The sequence below is a fragment of the Corynebacterium propinquum DSM 44285 genome (genome assembly GCF_000375525.1).
Classification (GTDB): Bacteria; Actinomycetota; Actinomycetes; order Mycobacteriales; family Mycobacteriaceae; genus Corynebacterium; species Corynebacterium propinquum.
Genome location: NZ_AQXC01000006.1, coordinates 48,705 through 69,630 on the forward strand (window position 1 = coordinate 48,705; position 20,926 = coordinate 69,630).

Consider the following 20,926-nt stretch of genomic DNA (forward strand, 5'->3'; position numbering starts at 1 on the left):
CCATCTTAGCCGGATGCTCGCGCGATTTTTGCTTCGGTAACCTCCGCATACGTTGCCACATCCTGTAATAACGTGGGATCGTGGCAGGTCATGATCACCGCCGCTCCACCGGACAAACACTCGTGCAACAGCGCATGCAGCCGCCTGCGATCAGCCGGGGTGAGCCCCACATCCGGTTCATCGAGTAACACAACCTGCCGACGTTGCGCGATCACCGACGCCACCTGCAGCAAGCGCAGTTGGGAAGGGCTGAGATCCAACGGGTGCGTATCGCCGGTGAGCTCCGGTGAAGCGTGCGCGGTGGCGTCGGTGATGATGTCCCAGAGTTTGTCGTCGTCCAGCATGGCGCTTGCCGACGCATCCAGTACTTGTGCTGCTGGATCCTGCAAAGACAGCGAGACCGTCGGTGCGGAATTGTGTGGGTTGGCGCCTGAGCCAGTATCCTCGCTGAGGCCAGCGAGTTGCCGCAGCAAGGTGGTTTTGCCAGCCCCATTATCCCCGCGCAGCCAGCACACGGCGCCGGCGCGAGCCTGCAGATCCACCGGTTTGCTGGAAAACTCCTGGGTCGGGTTGGTGGCTTTCGTGAACTGCCACCAGCGACGCTTCGGTGTGCCACGACGGGCGCGAATTCCGGGCCACTCCGCGACGATCGCACCGGATGCAATCCTCGGCAGGCCCAGGCCGCTGTGATCTGCGGAGTGCCGATAATCCAAGCACAACACCATCCTAGCGCCGCTTACTGCGAACTCGCGCAACGCAGCCATAACCGCTTGGGCCGAATCCGGATCCAGCCCGGCGGTGGGCTCGCAGGCGATGATGATATCCGGGCGGGCCGCTAAAAAGCTGGCCACCAGCATCCGTCGGGTCTGCCCACCCGAAAGCTGCGCAGGGTGGGTGTGCGCGAAGCCCTGCAATCCGAGGTTGGCCAGGATCTCCCGGCAACGCGGTTCCATCTCCGCACGGGGCATGCCGTGTTGTTCCATGGGCTGGGCGATTTCTTCGATGACCGTATCGCGCTGGTGTGAGATCACCGAGCCAATTTCATAACCCAGCACCACAACCCGGGGAGCGGGTGCAGTTTCGCCGCGTAGAAACTCGTAATAGTTGTGGGCGATCTGCCAGGCATCCTGGTTTGTGCCACGGTGGTCGTCGGCAAGCATGATGTGGCTGAACTGCTCGGTGCGAACTTGCTGGTGGAAAGCGTCGAGGTCGGAGTTTATATCCATGCACACACCACCAATCCGATGGCTGCGGCAGGAAATAGAAGTTGCAACAGAATCTCCCAGCGGTGTGCGTGGACCGGATAGAGGACGCTGCGTCGGCCGGGCACGTCATAGCCCATGCCTTGGAGAACGACTCCACGGTCGGTGCCCTGGGCCAGAAGCCGGGTGATCACGGGGATGACCATGCGCGGGATGACGCTGGTGACGGTGACTTTGCGCCCAGCCAGGCGGTTTGCGGTGGCGACCTCACCGATCAGGGCGCTGGCCTGCGGGAGTAGTTGCAACGAGGCACCCAAAACATAGACGACGGAATGGTGCAGGCCGAGGTGCTGGAGAGCTTTGAGCAGATCCGGGATGTGCACATTCGCCATGGCCGCCAGCAGCGACGTCATCAGCGCGCAGAAACGCAGAGCGAGCTCACCTGCGGTGGCCAGCCCATCAGAGGTCAGCAGCGGCGCGATTTGGTGCTCGCCGTGCGGGGCGTGCACCAGCAGCATCGACAAGCCCGCGGGGATGGATAAGGCGATGGACGTTGCCGGAACCGCGAGGCTGCGCGAGCCCGCAATACCCGCGACCCAACCCACCACAATGAGCGCGGCGTGCAGCAGCGGCCAGGAAATGGATAAAGCAGCCACCCACGCGGAGGTCCCAATGATGATGACCGTAAGCGGGTGCAGAACATGCACCGGCTTGCCGACGGGCGCCTGAGCCGTACTAGCTGTGCTCTGCTTCATCGCGGTGCTGCGGAGGAAGCAGTTGGCGCAGGGTGCGCTTCGGCAATGCCTTCCAGGCGGCCCAGACGATGAGCAGCACCAAGATCTTATCCAGCGGGTCCGAGATGAACGACTGCAACGTCACTGACGCCAGCAGCGACTGGCCCATCTCGCGGAACAAGGAAACCACAGCACCGGTACCCACACCGGCGGTACCGCCGTAGACGAACGCGGCGACGGGCGCGGCAAGAGCACCAGCGATGATGCCGATGATCGCGCCAGAGACAATCAGGCGCCACAGCTGGCGGAATGCCCCAAATTTGTGGATAGCCACACCAGACATCCAGCCGACGGCAGCCGAACCCGCCGCGAATGGCAGGGCAGCAGGTGCAATCAAAGCCCAGATGAGGTTGCTGAGAGCGCCCGTCGCCAAACCAGCATACGGCCCGGCAAGAGCTGCGATAAGCACCGTGCCGACGGCATCGAGGTACAGCGGGATACCCGAAGCGCCGATGATCTGGCCGACGAGAATATTGAGCACCAACGCCACCGGAATAATCGCCAACGTGCGCGCCGGGATATACGGCACGGTGGAAATCAGCAGCAAGACCGTACCGATTAAATAGCCGCCCATGGTAAACAACGCGGCGGTGGAGCCGACGGATTCCCATTCCGTCGGGCGCGCAAAGACCAGGATCAGCCACGTCGCGGCAATGGCAGCCACCCCCAACCAGCGCAGGATCAGCGCGTTACGGGTGGGACTGGCAGAGACTCGGGCAGAGGCCTGGGCGGAAGACTGCGCAGGAGACTGGGAAGATGAGGACGAAGATTTCGCAGGTGACATGAATACTCGTTTCTTCAGTGTTGCTTGGGCGTTGCTAGGGCGTTGTTTGGGCGAAGTTGCTGGGTCGCAGAAAACAGAAAACCCTCCGCCACCTGCCCCTATGTCACCTCGGGGTGGTTGGCGGAAGCTCGTGTCGACGGCTGTGGCTGTGGCTGTAGCTGTGGGCGTCGACAAGCAAGTACAGGTTTTAGTCTAACGGCACGCCGTTGCTGTCGGTAGCGTAGTCGCCGCTACGGGCCACAATGAGCACGAATTCCACGATTACCCAGATATACAGTGCACCCAGGATGAGGAAGCCGATCAAAATGATTGCCGTGATATAGCCCAGCAGGCACATCACCACCTGGGTAACCGCCTTTTTCGTATTACCCAGGTAAAAATTGTGTACGCCGAGCGAGCCCAAGAAAAACGCTAGCAGCGCAGCCGCCAGCATCGACTTCTGCTTATAACCCGGGTACGGCAGCTGCGGATCACCGTACTGGATATTCTGCTGCACACCCTGGCCTTGGTAGCCATAGTTGTTGTGCTGTGCAGGGCTGTATTGACCGGCACCATTACCAGCATCGAAGGAATAGCCGGAATTGTTCGAATAGCGCGAATAATTTTCGTTCGGCAGCCCGTCGTTGTCATACCGGTCGTACTGGCTGTATTTGTTATAGCCGTGATCCTGCGAGTTCATGCAACCAAGCTTAGTGGATTCTATTTCAGCGCAGGTAACCTGCGGCCAGTCGTGCGGCGCGGTTGAGTTCGGCGAAAGCAGCCGAAATATCTGCCTCGCGGACCACTCGCGCGTTGGGTTCCCGGCCCCAGTGGTTTTTCACATCCGCGACGCTGGTGCCTCGGAACAACTCCGAATCAGCCTCGACGGCCACACACGTCGTCGTGCCGATAGTATCGACGGCACCCAATGCGATCATGACCGTCAGCAAATCATGAATTTGTGCCTGGTAGCCCTCGCCGACGCCATCATGAAATTCAAAATAAAACCGCGTGATCTCTTCTAGCAGCCCAGACCATGTGGTGCCTGGAATCTGGTTCTGCAGCTCCCGCAGCCGTGCCGGGGTGAGCAGCATCTGCTCGGTCACGCCCAGGGAACACAGGGTGATCGGGACAGGAGCAACCTCGAATAACTGTCGCGCGGCGTGGGGATCTACCCAGAAATTCCACTCGGCAGTGGGGGTCGTATTACCGGGATAATTTATGGCACCACCCATCACCGTGATGGCAGAAAACCGTGCGAATAGCTCCGGGTGTTCCTGCGCGAACACCGCGGCGTTGGTGGCGGGCCCGGTAATGATCAGGTGGACGTCGTCATGCGTGCGTAGTGCATGTTCCCAAATATCCTGCCATTGCGAGCCCAAGCGCACCCCGTGACCAGGAGCGTCACTGCCGACGGTCCCGGGCCAGATGCTGGTGGCATAACCCAAACCAGTCAGCCCGTGAGTTTCCGGGGTGGTCTCCAGCTCGAGTTCCAGCGGGGTGGGATGGCCCATAGCGACAGGGATCGGCGAGATCGCGGCCGCATGCATCGACGTTGCACCCGCTGGCGCACCCCGAGGAGCAGTGGGAGTGCAGTGTGCGAGCACCCACGCGGCATTACGGGCAGTGTTTTCCACCGTCGTGTTTCCGGCGGTGGTGGTCACCCCAACCAGGTTGATTTCGCGTGCATAGTGCAGCGCAGACAAATAAAACAGCGCATAGGCATCATCGATACCAGGATCGCAGTCGAGGAGAATCGTCGGCAGGCCAGAACGAGATGCACGGGTGGTCGATGCATGAGTGGTCATAGTGCCGAGCTTAACTACTGCGCGGCTAGTTGGTTGCTTGGCGAGTCTTGCGCGCACGAGCAACCATGTCCGTGAGCGCTTGTTTTACCTTGACGAAAGCAGATTGCGACGTTTTAGTATCCTCGTCGTCCTCGCTCGAGGCAATTTCAATGTCATCGATGGTGAGATCACCGGCGCGCAGGCCCACCATCTCCGAGTGGTAGCGCATGACGACGGCGACGGTGGCAGCAACCGGGACTGCCAAAAACGTGCCAATGATGCCGGCCAGTGCCGAACCCAGCGTGATGGACAACAAGACGATCGCAGCGTGTAGCCCCATCGACCGCGATTGCAGCACCGGCTGTAGCACGTTGCTTTCCAGCTGTTGGACCAAAATAATCAGAACGAAAACCAACAGGGCATTGGTCAAACCGTTGGACACTAGCGCAATGACCACCGCCAGGGTGCCCGCGGTGATCGCGCCGACGATTGGGATGAAACCAGCGAAGAACGTGATCGTCGCCAAGACAAACGCCAGAGGCACATTCAAAATCCACAGACCCAAACCGATGAAGATGGCGTCGACAAGCGAGACCACGGCCTGGGTGCGCAGGAATCCGGCCAGGGTATTCCAAATGCGGGTCAGCAGCTCCGTGGCGTGCCAGCCCATGTCGTGGCCAGTGTATTGCCGCAGCCACGGCAGGAATTTCGAGCCGTCTTTGAGGAAGAAGAACGTGAGCACGAACATGATCACGATGGTGATGACCAAGGTGCTGGCCACCGAAACACCCGAGATCAAACTCGAGGCAATAGTGCCGGACTGGTTGCGCAAGAATTTCATGATGCTATCGGAAAATTCCGAAATCTTGCTGACGTCCAAGTCAAACGGCAACCGGTCTGTCATCGACAGCAGTTCGCGCGCGCCATTTTCCGCCTCATTGACCAGCTCCGTGCCCTGCGAGCGGATCGTCGGGCCCATCGCAGCAAAGATACCGACGACGACGCCAATCGAACCCAACAACGTGGTCAAAGCGGCCAGTGCAGGTGGGAACTTCGCGGCCTTCAGCAGCTTCGCCACCGGTGCCAGCAAGGACGTCACCAGGATCGCGAGGATCGCCGGCAAAATCGCGCGCCAGGCGAAATACACAAGGACTAACGCCAGGGCCAATGCCGCCACAGAGATGATCAGCCGCCACGCCCATGCCGCCATTGTCTTGCCATCGCGCGCCCAGATGACAGAACGATCGACGTCTTCTACGACCACCGGGGTTTTCCGGTCTGGGGTGATATTGCTGAGCCCCGGCTGGGGTGCATTGCCGTCGTTTGCCGTGATCTGGTTTGCTGGGCTGGCGGGCTGGGACTGCATCTCGTCCTGCTGTGCCTGGTCGGCCTGGTCGGTCTGGTTGAGCTGGGGTGCTTGGTCAGGCTGGTCGGCCTGGGCATCGCGGGTGGCGTCGTCATCGTGGTTAGTCACACAGTCGACTATAACTTACCAGGGCAAATAGGCTTGTCGACGTACAACAGAGCACAACAAAGCACGAGTTAAATGCCAAAGCACGGCAGAGCACGAAAACACACAATGAACTTGCCCCCGAAAGTTGGACTGGTTTAATTCTAGGCGGTTAGAGGCTTTAGGGTCTGGTTCCGGTACTGCACCGGAGTCAGGCCCTTGAGTCGTTTCTGGATGCGTTCATGGTTATACCAACGAATGTATTCATCAAGTGCTTGGTAGAACTCCTCCACACTGGTAAATGATTCACCGTGGTACATCTCTGACTTGAGGTGCCCGAAGAAGTTTTCCATCACCGCATTGTCGTAACAGTTTCCTTTCCTTGACATCGACTGTGTACCACCGATACCCGCGATAAGTGTGCGCCAGCTGGAATGCTGGTACTGGAATCCCCGATCGGTATGCACAACCAATCCTTGATCTGGTGATTTTTGTGCGATGGCATCGCGCAAAGACTGCGAGGTAAACGCCGTATTTGGTGAAGTTGAAACGCTGTACGACACGATCGAGCGATCGCATAAGTCCATGATCGGCGACAGGTAGACTTTGGTGCCAGCAACGCGAAACTCCGTGACATCACTTGCCCACACCGTATTTGGTTCATCAGGGGTGAAACATCGATTCACTACATTGCTTGCGATATAACTGACAGTGCCTTTGTACGAGTTGTACTTCTTTTTCGCCCTGACCTTGGACTTAAGCCCCAGTTGGCCCATGAGCTTGTAAACCAGCTTATGGTTAATGACCCATCCTTCCTGGCGTAGCTGAGCATGCACTCGCCGGTAACCATAACGACGGTTCATACGCTCAAAGACATCGACGATTGCCTGCTTGAGCTGGGCATGCTTATCAGCCATGGTGAGGCGTTGTTGGTGATAGAAAAATGTTGACCGGGCAAGACATGCCGCAACCAGCAAGTCCTCCAGGCGGTGGGCTGACTTGAGGGTAACGATAGCCTCGACCTTCAGCCTCGTCGCTGGTTCCTCAAGTCCCGCAATTTTTTTAAGTACGCATTTTCTGCCCGTAGTTTCTCCACCTCGCGGCGTAGCCGATCTTCCTCGGTCAACGGTTTCGAGCTGGCGCTGCCTTTCGCTCGTCCCTTCGGTTTCGGCTGCAACGCTTGATCACCACCGGCATGCCAAGCCCTCACCCAATAAGAGACAAGTTGGTCCGATGACAAATCAAACTTCCTAGCCAGTTCCATCTTGGACTCGCCGTTAATGAACCGATCGACAACTTCCTTCTTTATTTCGAAGGAAAAGTGCTGCTTAGTTGGTTTTTCCACAAGACATAGTCTGCCATGCAGCTTGAAACGACGCTCAAATCTCTTTACCGGATACAGGCCAACTCCTAACCGGTGAGCCGCCGCCCTATAGCCCAGCCCCTGTTCAAACAAATCAACGAGCTGCTCGCGTTGAGATTCACTCAAAGAACTTCGTGCTCTCATAAAAAGTGCTCCTCACTAGTCAGAAACTGATTTCTCAGTCCAACTAATGGGGAGCACTTCAGTACCAGGGCGTTGTCGCGTCTACTCAGCTAGCAACCAGCAGCTAGTAACTAGCGCCTAACGCAGGTGCGCGAACTCAGCGCTGGATGGCTTGGCTCTGGATAGCCTAGCGCTGGATAGCCTAGCGCTGGATGTGGCCAGTTGGGCGGACGATGCCGAAGCGGTGCATCGTCACGGATACAGCCTGCTCCAGCAGGTAAGGCAGCAGCTCACGACGGCCGTCGGCAAGAACTTCCCAGTCGATGATGACCGACTCGGACTTCACAGCCGCGCGGTAAGCCTCTGGCTCCACCTCACCGATGGCACGAACGCGGGTCGACGGCACACCGCCGAGCTCAGCGGCGAATTCGTTGGTGTTAGCAACCTGGCAGTCGAAGCCCATCTCCTGCAGCTCTTCGGCGATCTCGCGGGTAGCCGACATATTCAGCTTCACGCCGGTGATTTCCGAAGCCAGGATCTGGCGTGCGACCTCGCGTGGCTTGTAGCCCTTGCCGACGCGCACACGCAGGCGCTCCCAGAATGGGCGGTAACGGAAGATGTTGGCCTCCGAAACCAGGCCGGTGTAGTCGTTGGAGCGGCCGAACTCGTTGTGCCAGTTCTTGGCATCCAGCTCGGCAGCGCGCCACAGCCAGTTGATGTCGTCGTCGGACAGCTGGGAGTCGAGGCGCTCGGACAAATCCTTGAGCAAACGGGTGATCCGTGGGGAGATTTCCACCTTGTGGTGTTCCAGCTTGCCTTCGGACCAGGTACCGAACTGGCGAACGTAGTTTGGTCCACCAGCCTTAGCACCAGGTCCCAGCACGGAGTTCTTCCAACCACCGAAGGACTGACGCTGCACGATAGCGCCGGTGATGCCGCGGTTGACATAAGCGTTACCAACCTCGACATTTTCCATCCAGTACTCGACTTCGTCGTCGTTCAGCGAGTGGATACCGCCGGTCAGGCCATAGCCAGTGGAGTTCTGCCACTCGATGGCTTCTTCCAGGGTCTCGGCGTACATGATGCCCAGGACTGGGCCGAAGCACTCGTTCTGGTGGTACCACGAACCAGGCTGCACGTTGTCACGAATACCAGGCGACCACAGGGTGCCTTCTTCGTTCAGCTTCTCTGGCTTCAGCAGCCACTTCTCGCCTGGCTCCAGGTAGGTTAGGCCGCGGTAGAGCTTCTCAGTTGGCTCTTCGACCAGGCCGTTCATGGTGACGGAGATGTCGGTACCGAAGCCTGGCTTCAGGGTCTTGACGGCGTCGACCAGCTGGTTCTTGACACGGTCGGAATCCTTCAACGAACCAACCAGGATCGCCAGCGAGGATGCCGAACACTTCTGACCGGAGTGGCCGAAGGCGGACTTGTAGAGATCTTGCACAGCCAAGTCTGGGTCGCAGGCTGGGGTGATGATCATGGCGTTCTTACCGGAAGTCTCGGCGTAGATGTTCATGTCCGGCTTCCAGGAACGGAACAGCGCACCGGTATCGGAAGCACCGGTCAAAACGACAGCATCCGTCTTCTCGTTCGAGATCAGGTGCTTACCGGCTTCGCCCTCGTCGGCGTTGACCAGCTGTACCAGGTCAGGGTTCTGGCCAGCGGCTTCCAAGCCGGCACGCACGGCGTCGACGGCGACCTTCGCACAGTGCACAACCTGTGGAGCAGGCTTGATGATGACCGCGGAACCAGCAGCCAGAGCAGCGGTGATACCACCGACTGGAATGGCGATAGGGAAGTTCCATGGCGGAACGATGACGGTCAGCTTGTTCGGGGTGAACACCGACTGGGTGCGATCCAACGCGATAGCCTGCTGGCCGTAGTACGTAGCGAAGTCGATGGCCTCGGAGATTTCTGGGTCGGTCTGATCGACAGCCTTGCCAGCTTCCCAGGCGGCGACGGAAATCAGCTTGCCGCGGGCTTTCGCCAGCTCATCGCCAACGGAGTTCAGGACCTCACAGCGCTCAGCGCCGGACAGGGCTGCCCAGTCGTCGGCAAGACCCACTGCGGTGTTGATGGCCTCATCAACCTCGGAGGTTTCGGTAACGGACTTGACGCCGTGCTCGCCTGGGTCGGATGCCAACGCTTCCAAAGCCCATTCGCGGTTCGCGCGCAGAGCTGGGTCGGTGTCAGGCTCGTTGATGAAGCGGCCGGTGTCTGGAACCTGGCGGCCGGTTTCATTGTTGCGGTCTTGCTGACGGCGCTGGCCAGCGAAGGTCTTCCAACGATCACGCACGGATGCGTAGAAGCGATCCTTCTGGTCCTGCATTGGGGTCTTGCCCTTGTCGCTAGCCTCATCCGGTGCGAACAGGGCGTACAGGAAGTTCTGCGACTCGGCGTTTTCTTCCAGACGGCGCACCAGGTAGGAGACGGCAACGTCGAAGTCCTTCATGTGCACAACTGGGGTGTACAGGATCTGGCGGCCGACGACGTCGTGCACAGCCTTGGCCTGTGCTGGGGACATACCTGCCAGCATCTCGGCGTCGATCTGCCGGGAAACGCCACGCTTTTCTGCCAGTTCCACGGCCAAGCCCATGGTGTAGAGGTTGTGCGAAGCGACACCGATGCGAATGGCGTCGGCGTATTCCTCACGCAGGATGTAGTCCAGCAAACGGATGTAGTTGGCATCGACTTCTGCCTTGGACAGGTATGGCGCCAGTGGCCAGCCGTGAACCTCGGATTCGACGCGCTCCAGCGACAGGTTGGCACCCTTCACGATGCGGACCTTGATCGGAGCACCGCCGTTTTTCACACGCTCGACGGCGAATTCAGCCAGCTCCTGCAGTGCCTCGAAGGCATCCGGCAGGTAAGCCTGGACGACGATGCCGGCCTGCAGATCCTTGAACTCGTCTTCCGACAACAGTTCCTTGAACAGACGGATGGTGAGGTGGAGGTCGTGGTATTCCTCCATGTCCAGGTTGATGAAGATCTGCGGTTTACGGCTGATGGCCTCGCGGTACATCGGACGCAGACGGTCTTTCAAACGCTCCACGGAACCGTCGTGATCCCAGTGGTTCAGCTGCGCACACAGCGAGGAAGCCTTCACGGATACATAAGTCACCCGTGGGTTACGCACCAGTTCCATGGTGCGGTCAAAACGGGACTTGGCTTCTTCTTCACCCAGGACGGCCTCACCCAACAGGTTCAGGTTCAGGTCCTGGCCCTGCTCAGCGGCCTTGTCCAGCATCTTGTTGAGGGCATCGGACTCCGCATCCAGCACCAAGTGGCCCACCATCTGGCGCATACGGCGACGAGCGACCGGCATGACCAAGTTGGGAAGGATTGGGCCGAAGAATCCGCCGGCGCCGACCATCAGAGCGTCGATCTTGCTCAAGAATTCTGGGGATTCAGCAAGCTCCGACAGCGCCTCTGCCGCAACCTTGTTGTCCTCCGGGCGCATCACGCGGTCAACGAAGTCCATGGTGAAGCTGACACCATCCGGGTCGCGCACCATGTCTGCGAGCTGCTCAGTGGAACGCGAGGATTCGCCCTTGGTGACCTTCAGCCACTCATGCGCGCGCTCTACTGCAGCGTCGACGCAAGCCTCGACGTCTTGGCTGTTTTGTGGGGGAGTATAAGCAGTTTCGTTAGCAGTCATTTTGTCCTTCTCAGTTGTTCTCAGTTATTGAGGTCTCAATCGGCCCTGGAAGCGCCGGGAAATCTGGCTGACTTCGGGCGCTCGTGCGTATTTGAGAAGCAATGTGTACGGAGAATATGGCAGTTACCTATGCCACCTATCGGCTACTCTACTCACACTTTTGACTGTGATGGGAATTTTAGAAACGTGTGATTTTTCACCCTTTTCGTGGGGTTTTTCGTGGTTTTTCCGTGCTGGGAATAAAAGCTGAGCGGGGATGGTTATGAAAGTTGAGTGAATGATGCTCAAGAAAGTTGGCACGACGAAAAATCGTCTGCTACAGTCTCGCTTGTAGTTGAGTCACTGGCAATCAAGTTCAGGCTCAAGCCAAGAAAACTCAGAAAACACGTTCACGCAATTCGAACTCACAATTCGAACTCGCAAATCGAACTAAGGAGAATTCAGTAATGGGACGCGCAGTAGGTATTGACCTCGGAACCACGAACTCCGTTGTTTCCGTCCTGGAGGGCGGCGAAGCAAAGGTTATTGCTAACTCGGAGGGTGCTCGCACCACCCCGTCGATCGTGGCCTTCGCTAAGAACGGCGAGATCCTGGTCGGTCAGTCTGCAAAGAACCAGGCAGTCACCAACGTTGATCGCACCATCCGTTCGGTCAAGCGCCACATTGGTACTGACTGGACCACCGAAATCGACGATAAGAAGTACACCCCACAGGAGATTTCGGCTCGCACCCTGATGAAGCTGAAGCGGGATGCGGAATCCTACTTGGGTGAAGATGTCACCGACGCTGTTATTACCGTCCCTGCATACTTCGAGGATGCGCAGCGTCAGGCCACCAAGGAAGCTGGCCAGATCGCAGGCCTGAACGTCCTGCGTATTGTCAACGAGCCAACCGCAGCCGCACTGGCTTATGGCCTGGAAAAGGGCGAGCAGGAACAGACCATCCTGGTATTCGACTTGGGTGGCGGCACCTTCGACGTCTCCTTGCTGGAAATCGGCGACGGCGTCGTTGAGGTGGTTGCTACCGCTGGTGACAACAGCCTGGGCGGCGACGACTGGGACCAGCGCATCGTCGACTGGTTGGCAGAGAAGTTCCAGCAGTCCAACGGCATCGACCTGACCAAGGACAAGATGGCCCTGCAGCGTCTGCGCGAGGCTGCTGAGAAGGCCAAGATCGAGTTGTCCTCGGCACAGCAGGCATCGATCAACCTGCCATACATCACCGTCGATGGCGACAAGAACCCACTGTTCTTGGACGAGACCCTGACCCGCACCGAGTTCCAGAAGATCACCCAGGATCTGCTGGACCGCACCAAGAAGCCATTCAACCAGGTCATCAAGGATGCAGACCTGGGCATCGGCGACATCAACCACGTCGTTTTGGTCGGTGGCTCCACCCGTATGCCAGCGGTAGCTGAACTGGTCAAAGAAATGACCGGTAAGGAGCCAAACAAGGGCGTCAACCCAGATGAGGTCGTTGCTTCCGGCGCTGCCCTGCAGGCAGGTGTTCTGCGCGGTGACGTCAAGGACGTTCTGCTGCTGGATGTCACCCCACTGTCGCTGGGTATCGAAACCAAGGGCGGTGTGATGACCAAGCTCATTGAGCGCAACACCACCATCCCAACCAAGAAATCCGAGACCTTCACTACTGCGGAAGACAACCAGCCTTCCGTGCAGATCCAGGTCTTCCAGGGTGAGCGCGAGATGGCGCAGCACAACAAGCTGTTGGGATCCTTCGAACTCGGTGGCATCGCTCCAGCTCCACGCGGTGTCCCACAGGTTGAAGTCACCTTCGACATCGATGCCAACGGCATCGTCTCCGTTTCGGCAAAGGACAAGGGCACCGGCAAGGAAAACACCATCAAGATCCAGGAAGGCTCCGGCCTGTCCGATGAAGAGATCGATCGGATGGTCAAGGACGCCGAGGCACACGCCGAGGAAGACAAGAAGCGTCGTGAAGAGCAGGAGACCTGCAACAACGCGGAAAACACTGCTTACCAGACCCGCAAGTTCCTGGACGAGAACGGCGAGAAGGTCGACGAAGAGACCAAGAACAAGGTCACCGAAGCCGCCGATGCCGTCGACGAGGCACTGAAGGGCGACGACATCGAGGCCATCAAGTCTGCCGTCGAGAAGCTGTCCACCGAATCCCAGGCCATGGGCCAGGCGATGTACGAGGCTGAAGCCGCGAAGGCACAGGCTGATGGCGACGCCGGCCAGGCTGGCGGCAACGACGACGTCGTCGACGCTGAAGTTGTCGACGAGGACGATGCCGACAACTCCGACGAGAACGCAAAGGGTGACAAGTAAATGACCAACCGGGACGAGATGCCGGATAACCCCGGTTCCCCGGACGCGACCGACCCGGAGGCTACCTCTGCCACACAGGCAGAAGCCGCCGCGGATGCTGCCGAGGCGACCCAGCAGGAAACTGGGCAGCCTTCCGGTGGCGCCGGAGCAGACGGTCTTGCCGACGACGTCGCTGTGGAACCTGAGGTTGACGAAGTAGAAGAGCCAATTAGCACGGCCGCGGACGAAGCGGCTGCCCGTGATGCGGTTGCCGACGAGGCCACAGAGGCTGGTGCTGAAGAAGTTGCAGCCGATGAGGCCGAAACCCCAGAGCAGGCCCTGCAACGTCAGCTGGATGAACGCACCGACGATCTCAAGCGGCTGAACGCGGAATACACCAACTACCGCCGCCGTAGCGATCGGGAACGCCAGAGCGTTTCTGAGTCCGCGAAGGCTTCGGTACTGTCCGCACTGCTGCCAATCCTGGACGATCTGGAACTGGCCAAACAGCACGGTGATCTGGAAGAAGGATCCCCTCTGGAGAAGTTCGGCTCCAAGTTCCTCGAAACCTTGAAGGGCCAGAACCTGGTGACCTTCGGTGAACCGGGCGAAGCATTTGACCCGGAGATCCACGAGGCCGTGCAGGATCTGTCCAGCGGTGGCGAGCAAGTCGTCGGCACGGTTTTGCGTAAGGGCTACAAGGTAGGAGACCGCCTGGTGCGCAACGCCATGGTGATCATCGCTGATCCAGAAGGTTCGGAAACTGGATCTGGCTCTGACGCATCCGCACAGGCGAACGACAATCAGTAAACAATGAGGAAGGAGGGGACGGACCATGTCCCAGAGTGAATGGGCCAATAAGGATTACTACGGGGACCTAGGCGTTTCCTCCGATGCCTCAAAAGCTGAGATTCGCCGCGCTTACCGCAAAATCGCCCGGGAAAACCACCCAGATACCAACCCGGACGACGAGCAGAAACTCGCCAAGTTCAAGGCGGCAGCGTCTGCCTACGACGTGCTTGGCGACGAGAAGAAGCGCAAGGAATACGACGAATTCAAAGCGATGCTGCGTGCTGGGGGCGGCAGGTTTGGAGGCGCCGGCTTTCCCGGCGGGTTTCGCCGCTCGTCGCAAAGCCAAGACAGCTTCTTCTCGCAAGGCGGCCCGGCCGGGGCTGGCGGATTTGGAGGAGCATTTGAAGACGGCGGTCTGGGTGACATCTTCGGCGGCCTCTTTAACCGCGGCGGTGCTGGTGGGCACCAAGCTCGGCCGACGCGAGGCGCCGACGTCGAAACCTCCATTACGCTCGACTTTCGAGAAGCTGCGAAAGGCACGACGATCCCGCTAGAGCTGCGCGGCAACGCACCGTGCACTACCTGCCACGGCTCCGGATCGAAATCCGGAAAACAAGCCACCTGCGGGCAGTGCAACGGAACCGGCTACACCAGCGAAAACCGGGGAGCCTTTGGATTTTCCCAGCAGTGTTCGAACTGCGACGGCACTGGTTCCAAGATCACCGACCCCTGTGAGACCTGCTCGGGAAGCGGAACCGTGAATCGGACCCGTTCGATTACCGTGCGGATCCCGGCCGGTGTCGTCGATGGGCAAAAAGTCCGCCTGGCAGGCCAAGGTGAGGCTGGCCCGCAGGGCAAGCCATCCGGAGATTTGTTCGTTTCGGTTAAGGTTCGTGACGACGAAGTCTTCTCCCGTGACGGCGATGACCTGGTGTTGACGGTCCCGGTATCGTTCGCGGAGCTCGCGCTCGGCGATACGATCACCGTGCCGACACTGGATGCGCCGGTGCGGGTGAAAATCCCGGCGGGAACGGCCGACGGTCGCACCCTGCGGGTGCGTGGCCGAGGCATCAAGAAATCTTCCGGCAAGCATGGTGATCTACACGTGAAAGTGCAGGTAACGGTGCCGACGTCGTTGGATGATGCCGCGAAATCTAGTTTGCGCACCTACGCCCAGGCAGAAAAAGATTCCGGTTTCGATGCCCGCGCCGGTTGGGCCGGAAATCCACATAAATAACGACAAGCAACCACAGGAGGTGACAACACCATGGCGAACGATTCGCACGAGGAATTCCGTGAAGAATATCGCGAGGTCTTCGTTATCTCCGTGGCTGCTGAACTATCCGGAATGCACGCGCAAACCCTGCGAACCTATGACCGGCTCGGGCTGGTGACACCGGCACGCACCCGCGGTGGTGGGCGTCGTTATTCGCAGCGCGATATCGCGATGCTGCGGAAAATCCAGCGGCTTTCCCAAGATGAAGGCGTTAATCTCGCTGGAATCAAGGCCATCATTGAGCTGACGGAACAGCGTGACGCGCTGGAAGAAGAACGTGACCAGTTGGCCGCCGAGGTCGAAGAGCTACGCGGCAAACTGCGCTCGGCATCGAGTTCGGCGCCGGCGCGGGCGAACTCGAGCAAAGGCGAGTTGGTGCACGTCCCGCGGTCTTCGGCCGTGGTGATGTGGGAGCCGCGCTCGTCGCGCCGTGGACGTGGACGCCGGAATTAATCCGACTAGCGTCGTCCCGTAAAACCGGTTGTCGCTGATATCCCCGCAGAAGCTGATGAATCCCATTGGTTTCTGTGGGGATATTTTATTCTGTAAAACCTTTCTTTGTGCCCTAGGTCACGCTATGATGTCGTAGTACATCGGCATGCTGTTGTGACCGCGCTCATAATGCGCGGAGTGAATGTGCAATACACCGCTCATTAGCTGCAACGGCTGCACTATCTGGAAGAAAGGTGTCAACCTCATGACCGTGTACGTAAACCCAGGCGAAGAAGGCTCCATCGTCGACTTCAAAAAGCGCTATGACCACTTCATTGGTGGCGAATGGGTAGCGCCCGCAGAAGGACAATATCTGGAAAATATCTCACCGGTCAACGGCAAAGTTTTTTGTGAATTCGGACGCGGTACCAAAGCAGACATCGAACGCGCATTGGATGCCGCGCACAAGGCAGCACCAGCCTGGGGGAAAACTTCAGCGGCAGAGCGCTCCAATATTTTGCTGCAGATTGCCCAGCGTATTGAGGACAATCTGGAAGAACTCGCGGTAGCAGAGACCTGGGAAAACGGTAAGGCTGTACGCGAAACCCTAGCAGCGGATCTCCCGCTGGCCGTAGATCACTTCCGCTACTTTGCCTCTGCTATCCGCACCCAAGAAGGACGACTCTCACAAATCGACGACGACACCGTCGCCTACCACTTCCACGAGCCACTCGGCGTCGTCGGCCAGATCATTCCGTGGAACTTCCCGATCCTCATGGCAGCCTGGAAATTGGCCCCGGCCCTGGCCAGCGGAAACGCCATCGTATTGAAGCCAGCAGAACAAACCCCGGTCTCCATCCTGTACCTGGTGGAAAAGATCGCGGATCTGCTGCCACCCGGTGTACTCAACATTGTCAACGGGCTGGGCGACGAAGCCGGTGTCGCGTTGACATCGTCGGATCGCATCGCGAAGATCGCGTTTACCGGATCCACGCCCGTCGGCAAGCTGATTAATAAGGCTTCGGCAGACAAGATCATCCCGGTCACCCTGGAGCTCGGCGGAAAATCGCCGTCGGTGTTCTTCCCGGACATCATGGACAAAGACGACGAGGTCCTGGACAAATGTCTCGAAGGGTTTACCATGTTCGCGCTGAACCAAGGCGAAGTGTGTACCTGCCCATCGCGCGCGTTGATCCACGAAGATATTGCCGATGCTTTTTTGGAACGTGCACTTGAGCGGGTGAAGCAGATCAAGATCGGCAACCCGTTGGATACCGAGACCATGATGGGCGCGCAGGCATCCCAGGAACAGATGGACAAGATTGTCTCCTATCTGAAGTCCGGACCAGAAGAAGGCGCAGAAACCCTGATCGGCGGCAACGTCAACGAGGTCATCGGCGGTGGCTTTTATATCGAACCAACCGTGTTCAAAGGCACCAACGATATGAAGATTTTCCGCGAAGAAATCTTCGGGCCGGTGCTGTCCGTGGCCACATTCAAGGACTACGACGAAGCCATCAGGATCTCCAACGACACGGACTTCGGCTTGGGCAGTGGCGTGTGGACGCGCAACGGAAATATCGCCTACCGTGCCGGACGTGATATCCAAGCCGGTCGTGTGTGGGTGAACCAGTATCACAACTACCCAGCGCACTCGGCATTTGGCGGCTATAAGCAGTCTGGTTTGGGCCGGGAAAACCACCTGATGATGCTCGGACACTACCAAGAAACTAAGAACGTGCTGGTCTCCTATGCCGAAAACCCGGTCGGGCTGTTCTAAATCTGGTCACTCTGGCCCTGCCAAGCCCCGCCGGTGTGCGAGGTCAGCGAAACCGTCGAGATAAGCCTCATCAGCAAAGAATCCGCTGTGATCGCGCATCCCTTCTCCCGGCCAGGGGTGGGCACCAAACGTGGGTGCGGCCGGGTTCACCCCGAACAGCCCGCCATTGGAATAAGCCATCCCACTGACCGGATCCAGGGCGCGTCGGGCAGCATGAACCTGTGGATTATCACCCCGCAGGTTCATTTCGTCTGTGCTAGCCAGACCCGTGCCAGGCGAACCAACGAATAGCACGTCGTCGGCACGCATCGGTACCTGGCCACCGGCTGCATTGCCGACCACCACCGATCCATAGGAATAGCCGACGACCGTGACGTGGTGGTTGGGGTAGCGCTCATCGACGTCGGCAAGAAAATCCCGCAACTGCGGCCCCGCGGTTTTTGCTGCGCCTGTAGATGTACCGCTGAGCAACTGATCTGGGGCATCGTAGCCGTAGACCACCCCCGTGCCACCCATCGCCGCTGCTTGGGTGCGGGCGCGGTCGATTTGCCCACCGATGCTGTCATTGCCGTCCGAACCCACGCCGGGAACGAATACCACCAGGTTATCGGTTTCCTCCGGTGGCGGGCCGACCATGCCTGCCCAGTGCTTATCGGATACTTCCAGCAACCGGAGATCGGGGTGATCCACGGTGTGTGCCAAGAGCGGATCGGGCGCCCGGCAGGCTTGGATGGTGTGAATATCATCAATGTCCAGGTCGACGGCACCGTCAGGTCGGGTGCGGCCAAGTGCGGAGGGCAAAAAATCCCCCAGACGGTGCGGCAGGTGTTGCGATCCGAAGCATGCGGCCTCAATAGATAAAGCGCAGGCGGCGTCGATGCTTTTGCCAATCAGCTGGATGGCCTGCAGCACCTGTGATATCGCCGGACCGGCAGGAACCGCATTCAAGGTGGCAGTCGCGATGCGTTCCAGGCGCTCGGCCCATTCCATGTGCCCGGCGAAGCTTTCAACGATTCCGGCGATGGTGCGCATGTTGCGCGTTGCCGTGGTGATGGCGTCAATGATCTCACGGGCACGGTCAATACCAGCTCTGGCAGCTGCGCCGTCGAACTCGAAGCCCACCATGCTGGTGATGTCACCGGAAAATTGCTGGTGGTCGTGCTCGAGGGCGCTGGCGCGGGAGCGGATTCCGGCGGCAGCGGAGTACATTTCTTGCGCGGTAGTGGTCATGCTGGCCTGTGCGGCGGTGGTGAGAGCCATGATCAGTATCCTTTCGATGCCGACAGCGTGTGGTTGAGGTGATACGCCATGGCTTCGTCGTCTTCGGCGAGTGCGCAGAAGGTTCCGCGCATCTCTGTCAGGTGGGCCTGGAGCTGGTCATCAATGTCGACGGCGGTGTCATACCAGCTGCCTTCCGCATTACGCAGCGCAGCCAGGGTTGGGGTGGAAGCTGCAGTGCTGGTGGGGTGTGCCGTGCTGGCGGAACCGAGATCAGCTGCACCTGCGATACGCGGTGCGAATCGATGCCGGGCGTGTGTGGCGAGTAGGTCAAGAGCAGAATCGGTGAATTGCAGAAAGTTCATGGGTGCGAGTCTGCGTGGGATTGCGCTGCGAGGCTAGCCGGTGCGAGCTATGCCTGTGGATAAATAAAGTTATCCACAACACAGCGCGGTGGCGCGCGATTAGACTGGCATCATGAAGATCGCACTAGTACAGCTGACCTCTGGACCCGACGTGGAAGCGAATTTGGCGCTGGCCAAAGATAAAATTACTGAGGCCGCAGGTAGTGACGCGCAGCTGATTGTGCTGCCGGAGGCGACGTTTCAAGCCTTTGACTCCGGGCGCCTGGATGGCAACGCCCAGGAATATGCCGAGTATTTCACGGAAGAAATCACCACGCTTGCCGACGAACTCGGCGTGACAGTCGTCGTCGGTATGTTCCGCCCCGCCGATACGGTGGAGGTCGACGGGAAAACCATCAACCGTGTGTACAACTCCGCCCTCGTGACAGGCGGCGGAAACAGCGAGTTTTATGACAAGATCCACACCTTCGATGCTTTCGCCTACCGCGAATCCGATACCGTGCACCCGGGGGAGAGCACCGTGGTGGTTGATGTTGCGGGACACAAAGTTGGCGTAGCGACCTGCTACGATGTGCGTTTCCCGGAGCAATTTAAAAAGATGGCCGATGATGGTGCCCAGCTTGTTGTGCTGCCTACCAGCTGGGCGGACGGCCCGGGCAAGCTGGAGCAATGGCGGGTGTTGACGAGCGCCCGGGCACTCGATGCCACGGTGTATCTACTGGCGGCTGGTCAAGCCCGCCCCGGAGGCGCGGATAAGGGTGGGGAAAAATCCGGCCCGACCGGGCTGGGGCATTCGCGGGTGCTTAGTCCTACTGGCGAGTTATTAGCCGAAGCTGGTTACGACGACGAGATCCTGTATGTGGAGCTCGACGATATTGCTGGTGAACTAGCGAAAGCCCGGAAAGCACTACCGGTGCTGCGTGGCACGCGTGAGCTATAGCCGTATTTCTGCGTCACTAAATTCGGTGACGGCGGGATCATGCGTGGAGATGAGTACGGTCGCGCCGTCGTCGGCAAGAGTGCGAAGATGTTGGAGCACGACGTCGCGGTTGGCAGCGTCTAAAGCGCCGGTGGGTTCGTCGGCAAGAATGAGCGAGGGGGTGCGCAACAGCAGCCTGGCAACAGCGACGCGCTGCTGTTCACCACCGGATAATGCGTATACCTCCCGGGACGCATAACCTTCGAGGCCGACCGCGGTTAAGGCGGTGTCGATAGCGCGCAGCCCCGGCTTTGTAGCAGCGCCTAGCAGAGTTCGCTGGTCGCGCGGAAGTGCGAGAATGAGATTGTTGCGAACGGTTTGTTCTGGGATGAGGGCATAATCCTGGAATAAATAGCCGATGGTAGTCTGTCGCAAGGCTCGAAGTTTGCTTTTCGACAGTCCGGTGATGGCGGTGCCTGCAAATTCGATAGAGCCAGAGTCCAGAGTATCGAGTCCACCTATGCAATTAAGCAGAGTGGATTTTCCAGACCCGGAAATTCCTGTTAAAGCGGTGATACGTCCAGTAGCAGCTGTGGCAGTGAAATGACGGAATAGATCTTTCGGGCCGAAACTTTTATTCGCATTGTTGATTTCAAGCATGGCGATTTCTTTTCTGGTAGCAGGCAGTGAGGTTGTGGTCCCGACATCAGCGCGGC

17 protein-coding genes are annotated in these 20,926 nt (G+C 58.7%); 6 read left to right on the forward strand and 11 right to left on the reverse strand.

All coding sequences use genetic code 11. The features are described 5' to 3' along the window. Window positions 1-5 precede the first annotated feature (5 nt). From B142_RS0106415 to B142_RS0106455, 8 genes are all read right to left on the reverse strand, one after another. Window positions 6-1,226, reverse strand: coding sequence for an ATP-binding cassette domain-containing protein (locus tag B142_RS0106415; protein ID WP_018120722.1), 1,221 nt, complete (start codon window positions 1,224-1,226; stop codon window positions 6-8). Beyond that, the gene (locus B142_RS0106420; protein ID WP_018120723.1) at window positions 1,217-1,957 is read right to left on the reverse strand and encodes an energy-coupling factor transporter transmembrane component T family protein; all 741 of its coding nucleotides are present in this window, start codon (window positions 1,955-1,957) and stop codon (window positions 1,217-1,219) included. The genes B142_RS0106415 and B142_RS0106420 overlap by 10 nt, the downstream gene beginning before the upstream one ends. After that, the gene (locus tag B142_RS0106425) at window positions 1,938-2,660 is read right to left on the reverse strand and encodes a hypothetical protein (RefSeq protein ID WP_018120724.1); all 723 of its coding nucleotides are present in this window, start codon (window positions 2,658-2,660) and stop codon (window positions 1,938-1,940) included. Before B142_RS0106425 ends, B142_RS0106420 begins: the two co-directional genes overlap by 20 nt. 307 nt (window positions 2,661-2,967) lie before the next feature. Further along, entirely contained in the window at window positions 2,968-3,459 is a 492-nt protein-coding gene (locus tag B142_RS0106430) for an NINE protein (protein WP_018120726.1), read from the reverse strand. Window positions 3,460-3,484: 25 nt separating this feature from the next. Then, the gene (locus B142_RS0106435; RefSeq protein WP_018120727.1) at window positions 3,485-4,567 is read right to left on the reverse strand and encodes a nucleoside hydrolase; all 1,083 of its coding nucleotides are present in this window, start codon (window positions 4,565-4,567) and stop codon (window positions 3,485-3,487) included. 25 nt (window positions 4,568-4,592) lie between these two features. Then, window positions 4,593-6,020: an AI-2E family transporter gene (locus B142_RS0106440; RefSeq protein ID WP_018120728.1), complete on the reverse strand. Its 1,428-nt coding sequence runs from the start codon at window positions 6,018-6,020 to the stop codon at window positions 4,593-4,595. Between the two features lie 140 nt (window positions 6,021-6,160). After that, a protein-coding gene (locus tag B142_RS13240) for an IS3 family transposase (RefSeq protein WP_407927000.1) occupies window positions 6,161-7,503 on the reverse strand; the annotation gives its coding sequence in 2 pieces (ribosomal slippage) (window positions 6,161-7,062 and window positions 7,062-7,503; 1,344 coding nt in all). A gap of 181 nt (window positions 7,504-7,684) precedes the next feature. Beyond that, entirely contained in the window at window positions 7,685-11,140 is a 3,456-nt protein-coding gene (locus B142_RS0106455) for a proline dehydrogenase family protein (protein ID WP_018120731.1), read from the reverse strand. 446 nt (window positions 11,141-11,586) lie between these two features. On the opposite strand from B142_RS0106455, the gene dnaK reads away from it, so the two are divergent. From dnaK to exaC, 5 genes are all read left to right on the forward strand, one after another. After that, window positions 11,587-13,449 (forward strand): molecular chaperone DnaK, encoded by a 1,863-nt coding sequence (dnaK, locus tag B142_RS0106460; RefSeq protein WP_018120732.1) that lies wholly within the window; start codon window positions 11,587-11,589, stop codon window positions 13,447-13,449. Then, entirely contained in the window at window positions 13,450-14,238 is a 789-nt protein-coding gene (grpE, locus tag B142_RS0106465; protein WP_018120733.1) for a nucleotide exchange factor GrpE, read from the forward strand. It begins immediately after the preceding gene. Window positions 14,239-14,263: 25 nt separating this feature from the next. Beyond that, window positions 14,264-15,457, forward strand: coding sequence for a molecular chaperone DnaJ (gene dnaJ / locus B142_RS0106470; protein WP_018120734.1), 1,194 nt, complete (start codon window positions 14,264-14,266; stop codon window positions 15,455-15,457). Between the two features lie 30 nt (window positions 15,458-15,487). Beyond that, window positions 15,488-15,949, forward strand: a complete 462-nt coding sequence (locus tag B142_RS0106475; RefSeq protein WP_018120735.1) for a heat shock protein transcriptional repressor HspR — start codon at window positions 15,488-15,490, stop codon at window positions 15,947-15,949. 244 nt (window positions 15,950-16,193) lie between these two features. Next, window positions 16,194-17,708 (forward strand): acetaldehyde dehydrogenase ExaC, encoded by a 1,515-nt coding sequence (exaC, locus tag B142_RS0106480; RefSeq protein ID WP_018120736.1) that lies wholly within the window; start codon window positions 16,194-16,196, stop codon window positions 17,706-17,708. A gap of 6 nt (window positions 17,709-17,714) precedes the next feature. Here the strand turns inward: exaC and B142_RS0106485 are convergent, their stop codons facing one another. Beyond that, window positions 17,715-18,968 carry an alpha/beta hydrolase gene (locus B142_RS0106485; protein WP_018120737.1) on the reverse strand — a complete coding sequence of 418 codons (1,254 nt, stop codon included), beginning with the start codon at window positions 18,966-18,968 and terminating at the stop codon, window positions 17,715-17,717. Between the two features lie 2 nt (window positions 18,969-18,970). Further along, window positions 18,971-19,291 (reverse strand): hypothetical protein, encoded by a 321-nt coding sequence (locus B142_RS0106490; protein WP_018120738.1) that lies wholly within the window; start codon window positions 19,289-19,291, stop codon window positions 18,971-18,973. Window positions 19,292-19,403: 112 nt separating this feature from the next. Between B142_RS0106490 and B142_RS0106495 the strand changes: the two genes are divergently transcribed. Continuing rightward, a complete protein-coding gene (locus B142_RS0106495) occupies window positions 19,404-20,231 on the forward strand; it encodes a nitrilase-related carbon-nitrogen hydrolase (protein ID WP_018120739.1) in 828 nt (275 codons plus the stop codon). On the opposite strand, the gene B142_RS0106500 is transcribed toward B142_RS0106495, so the two are convergent. Further along, window positions 20,226-20,870 carry an ABC transporter ATP-binding protein gene (locus B142_RS0106500; RefSeq protein WP_018120740.1) on the reverse strand — a complete coding sequence of 215 codons (645 nt, stop codon included), beginning with the start codon at window positions 20,868-20,870 and terminating at the stop codon, window positions 20,226-20,228. The two genes, B142_RS0106495 and B142_RS0106500, sit on opposite strands and share 6 nt — an antisense overlap. Window positions 20,871-20,926: the final 56 nt, after the last annotated feature.

Bases quoted from the DNA above. Each gene is read 5' to 3' on its own strand.
- B142_RS0106415 (WP_018120722.1), bottom strand. From the start codon at position 1,226: ATGGATATAAACTCCGACCTCGACGCTTTCCACCAGCAAGTTCGCACC.
- B142_RS0106420 (WP_018120723.1), bottom strand. From the start codon at position 1,957: ATGAAGCAGAGCACAGCTAGTACGGCTCAGGCGCCCGTCGGCAAGCCG.
- B142_RS0106430 (WP_018120726.1), bottom strand. From the start codon at position 3,459: ATGAACTCGCAGGATCACGGCTATAACAAATACAGCCAGTACGACCGG.
- B142_RS0106435 (WP_018120727.1), bottom strand. From the start codon at position 4,567: ATGACCACTCATGCATCGACCACCCGTGCATCTCGTTCTGGCCTGCCG.
- B142_RS0106455 (WP_018120731.1), bottom strand. From the start codon at position 11,140: ATGACTGCTAACGAAACTGCTTATACTCCCCCACAAAACAGCCAAGAC.
- dnaK (WP_018120732.1), top strand. From the start codon at position 11,587: ATGGGACGCGCAGTAGGTATTGACCTCGGAACCACGAACTCCGTTGTT.
- grpE (WP_018120733.1), top strand. From the start codon at position 13,450: ATGACCAACCGGGACGAGATGCCGGATAACCCCGGTTCCCCGGACGCG.
- dnaJ (WP_018120734.1), top strand. From the start codon at position 14,264: ATGTCCCAGAGTGAATGGGCCAATAAGGATTACTACGGGGACCTAGGC.
- B142_RS0106475 (WP_018120735.1), top strand. From the start codon at position 15,488: ATGGCGAACGATTCGCACGAGGAATTCCGTGAAGAATATCGCGAGGTC.
- exaC (WP_018120736.1), top strand. From the start codon at position 16,194: ATGACCGTGTACGTAAACCCAGGCGAAGAAGGCTCCATCGTCGACTTC.
- B142_RS0106485 (WP_018120737.1), bottom strand. From the start codon at position 18,968: ATGGCTCTCACCACCGCCGCACAGGCCAGCATGACCACTACCGCGCAA.
- B142_RS0106490 (WP_018120738.1), bottom strand. From the start codon at position 19,291: ATGAACTTTCTGCAATTCACCGATTCTGCTCTTGACCTACTCGCCACA.
- B142_RS0106495 (WP_018120739.1), top strand. From the start codon at position 19,404: ATGAAGATCGCACTAGTACAGCTGACCTCTGGACCCGACGTGGAAGCG.
- B142_RS0106500 (WP_018120740.1), bottom strand. From the start codon at position 20,870: ATGCTTGAAATCAACAATGCGAATAAAAGTTTCGGCCCGAAAGATCTA.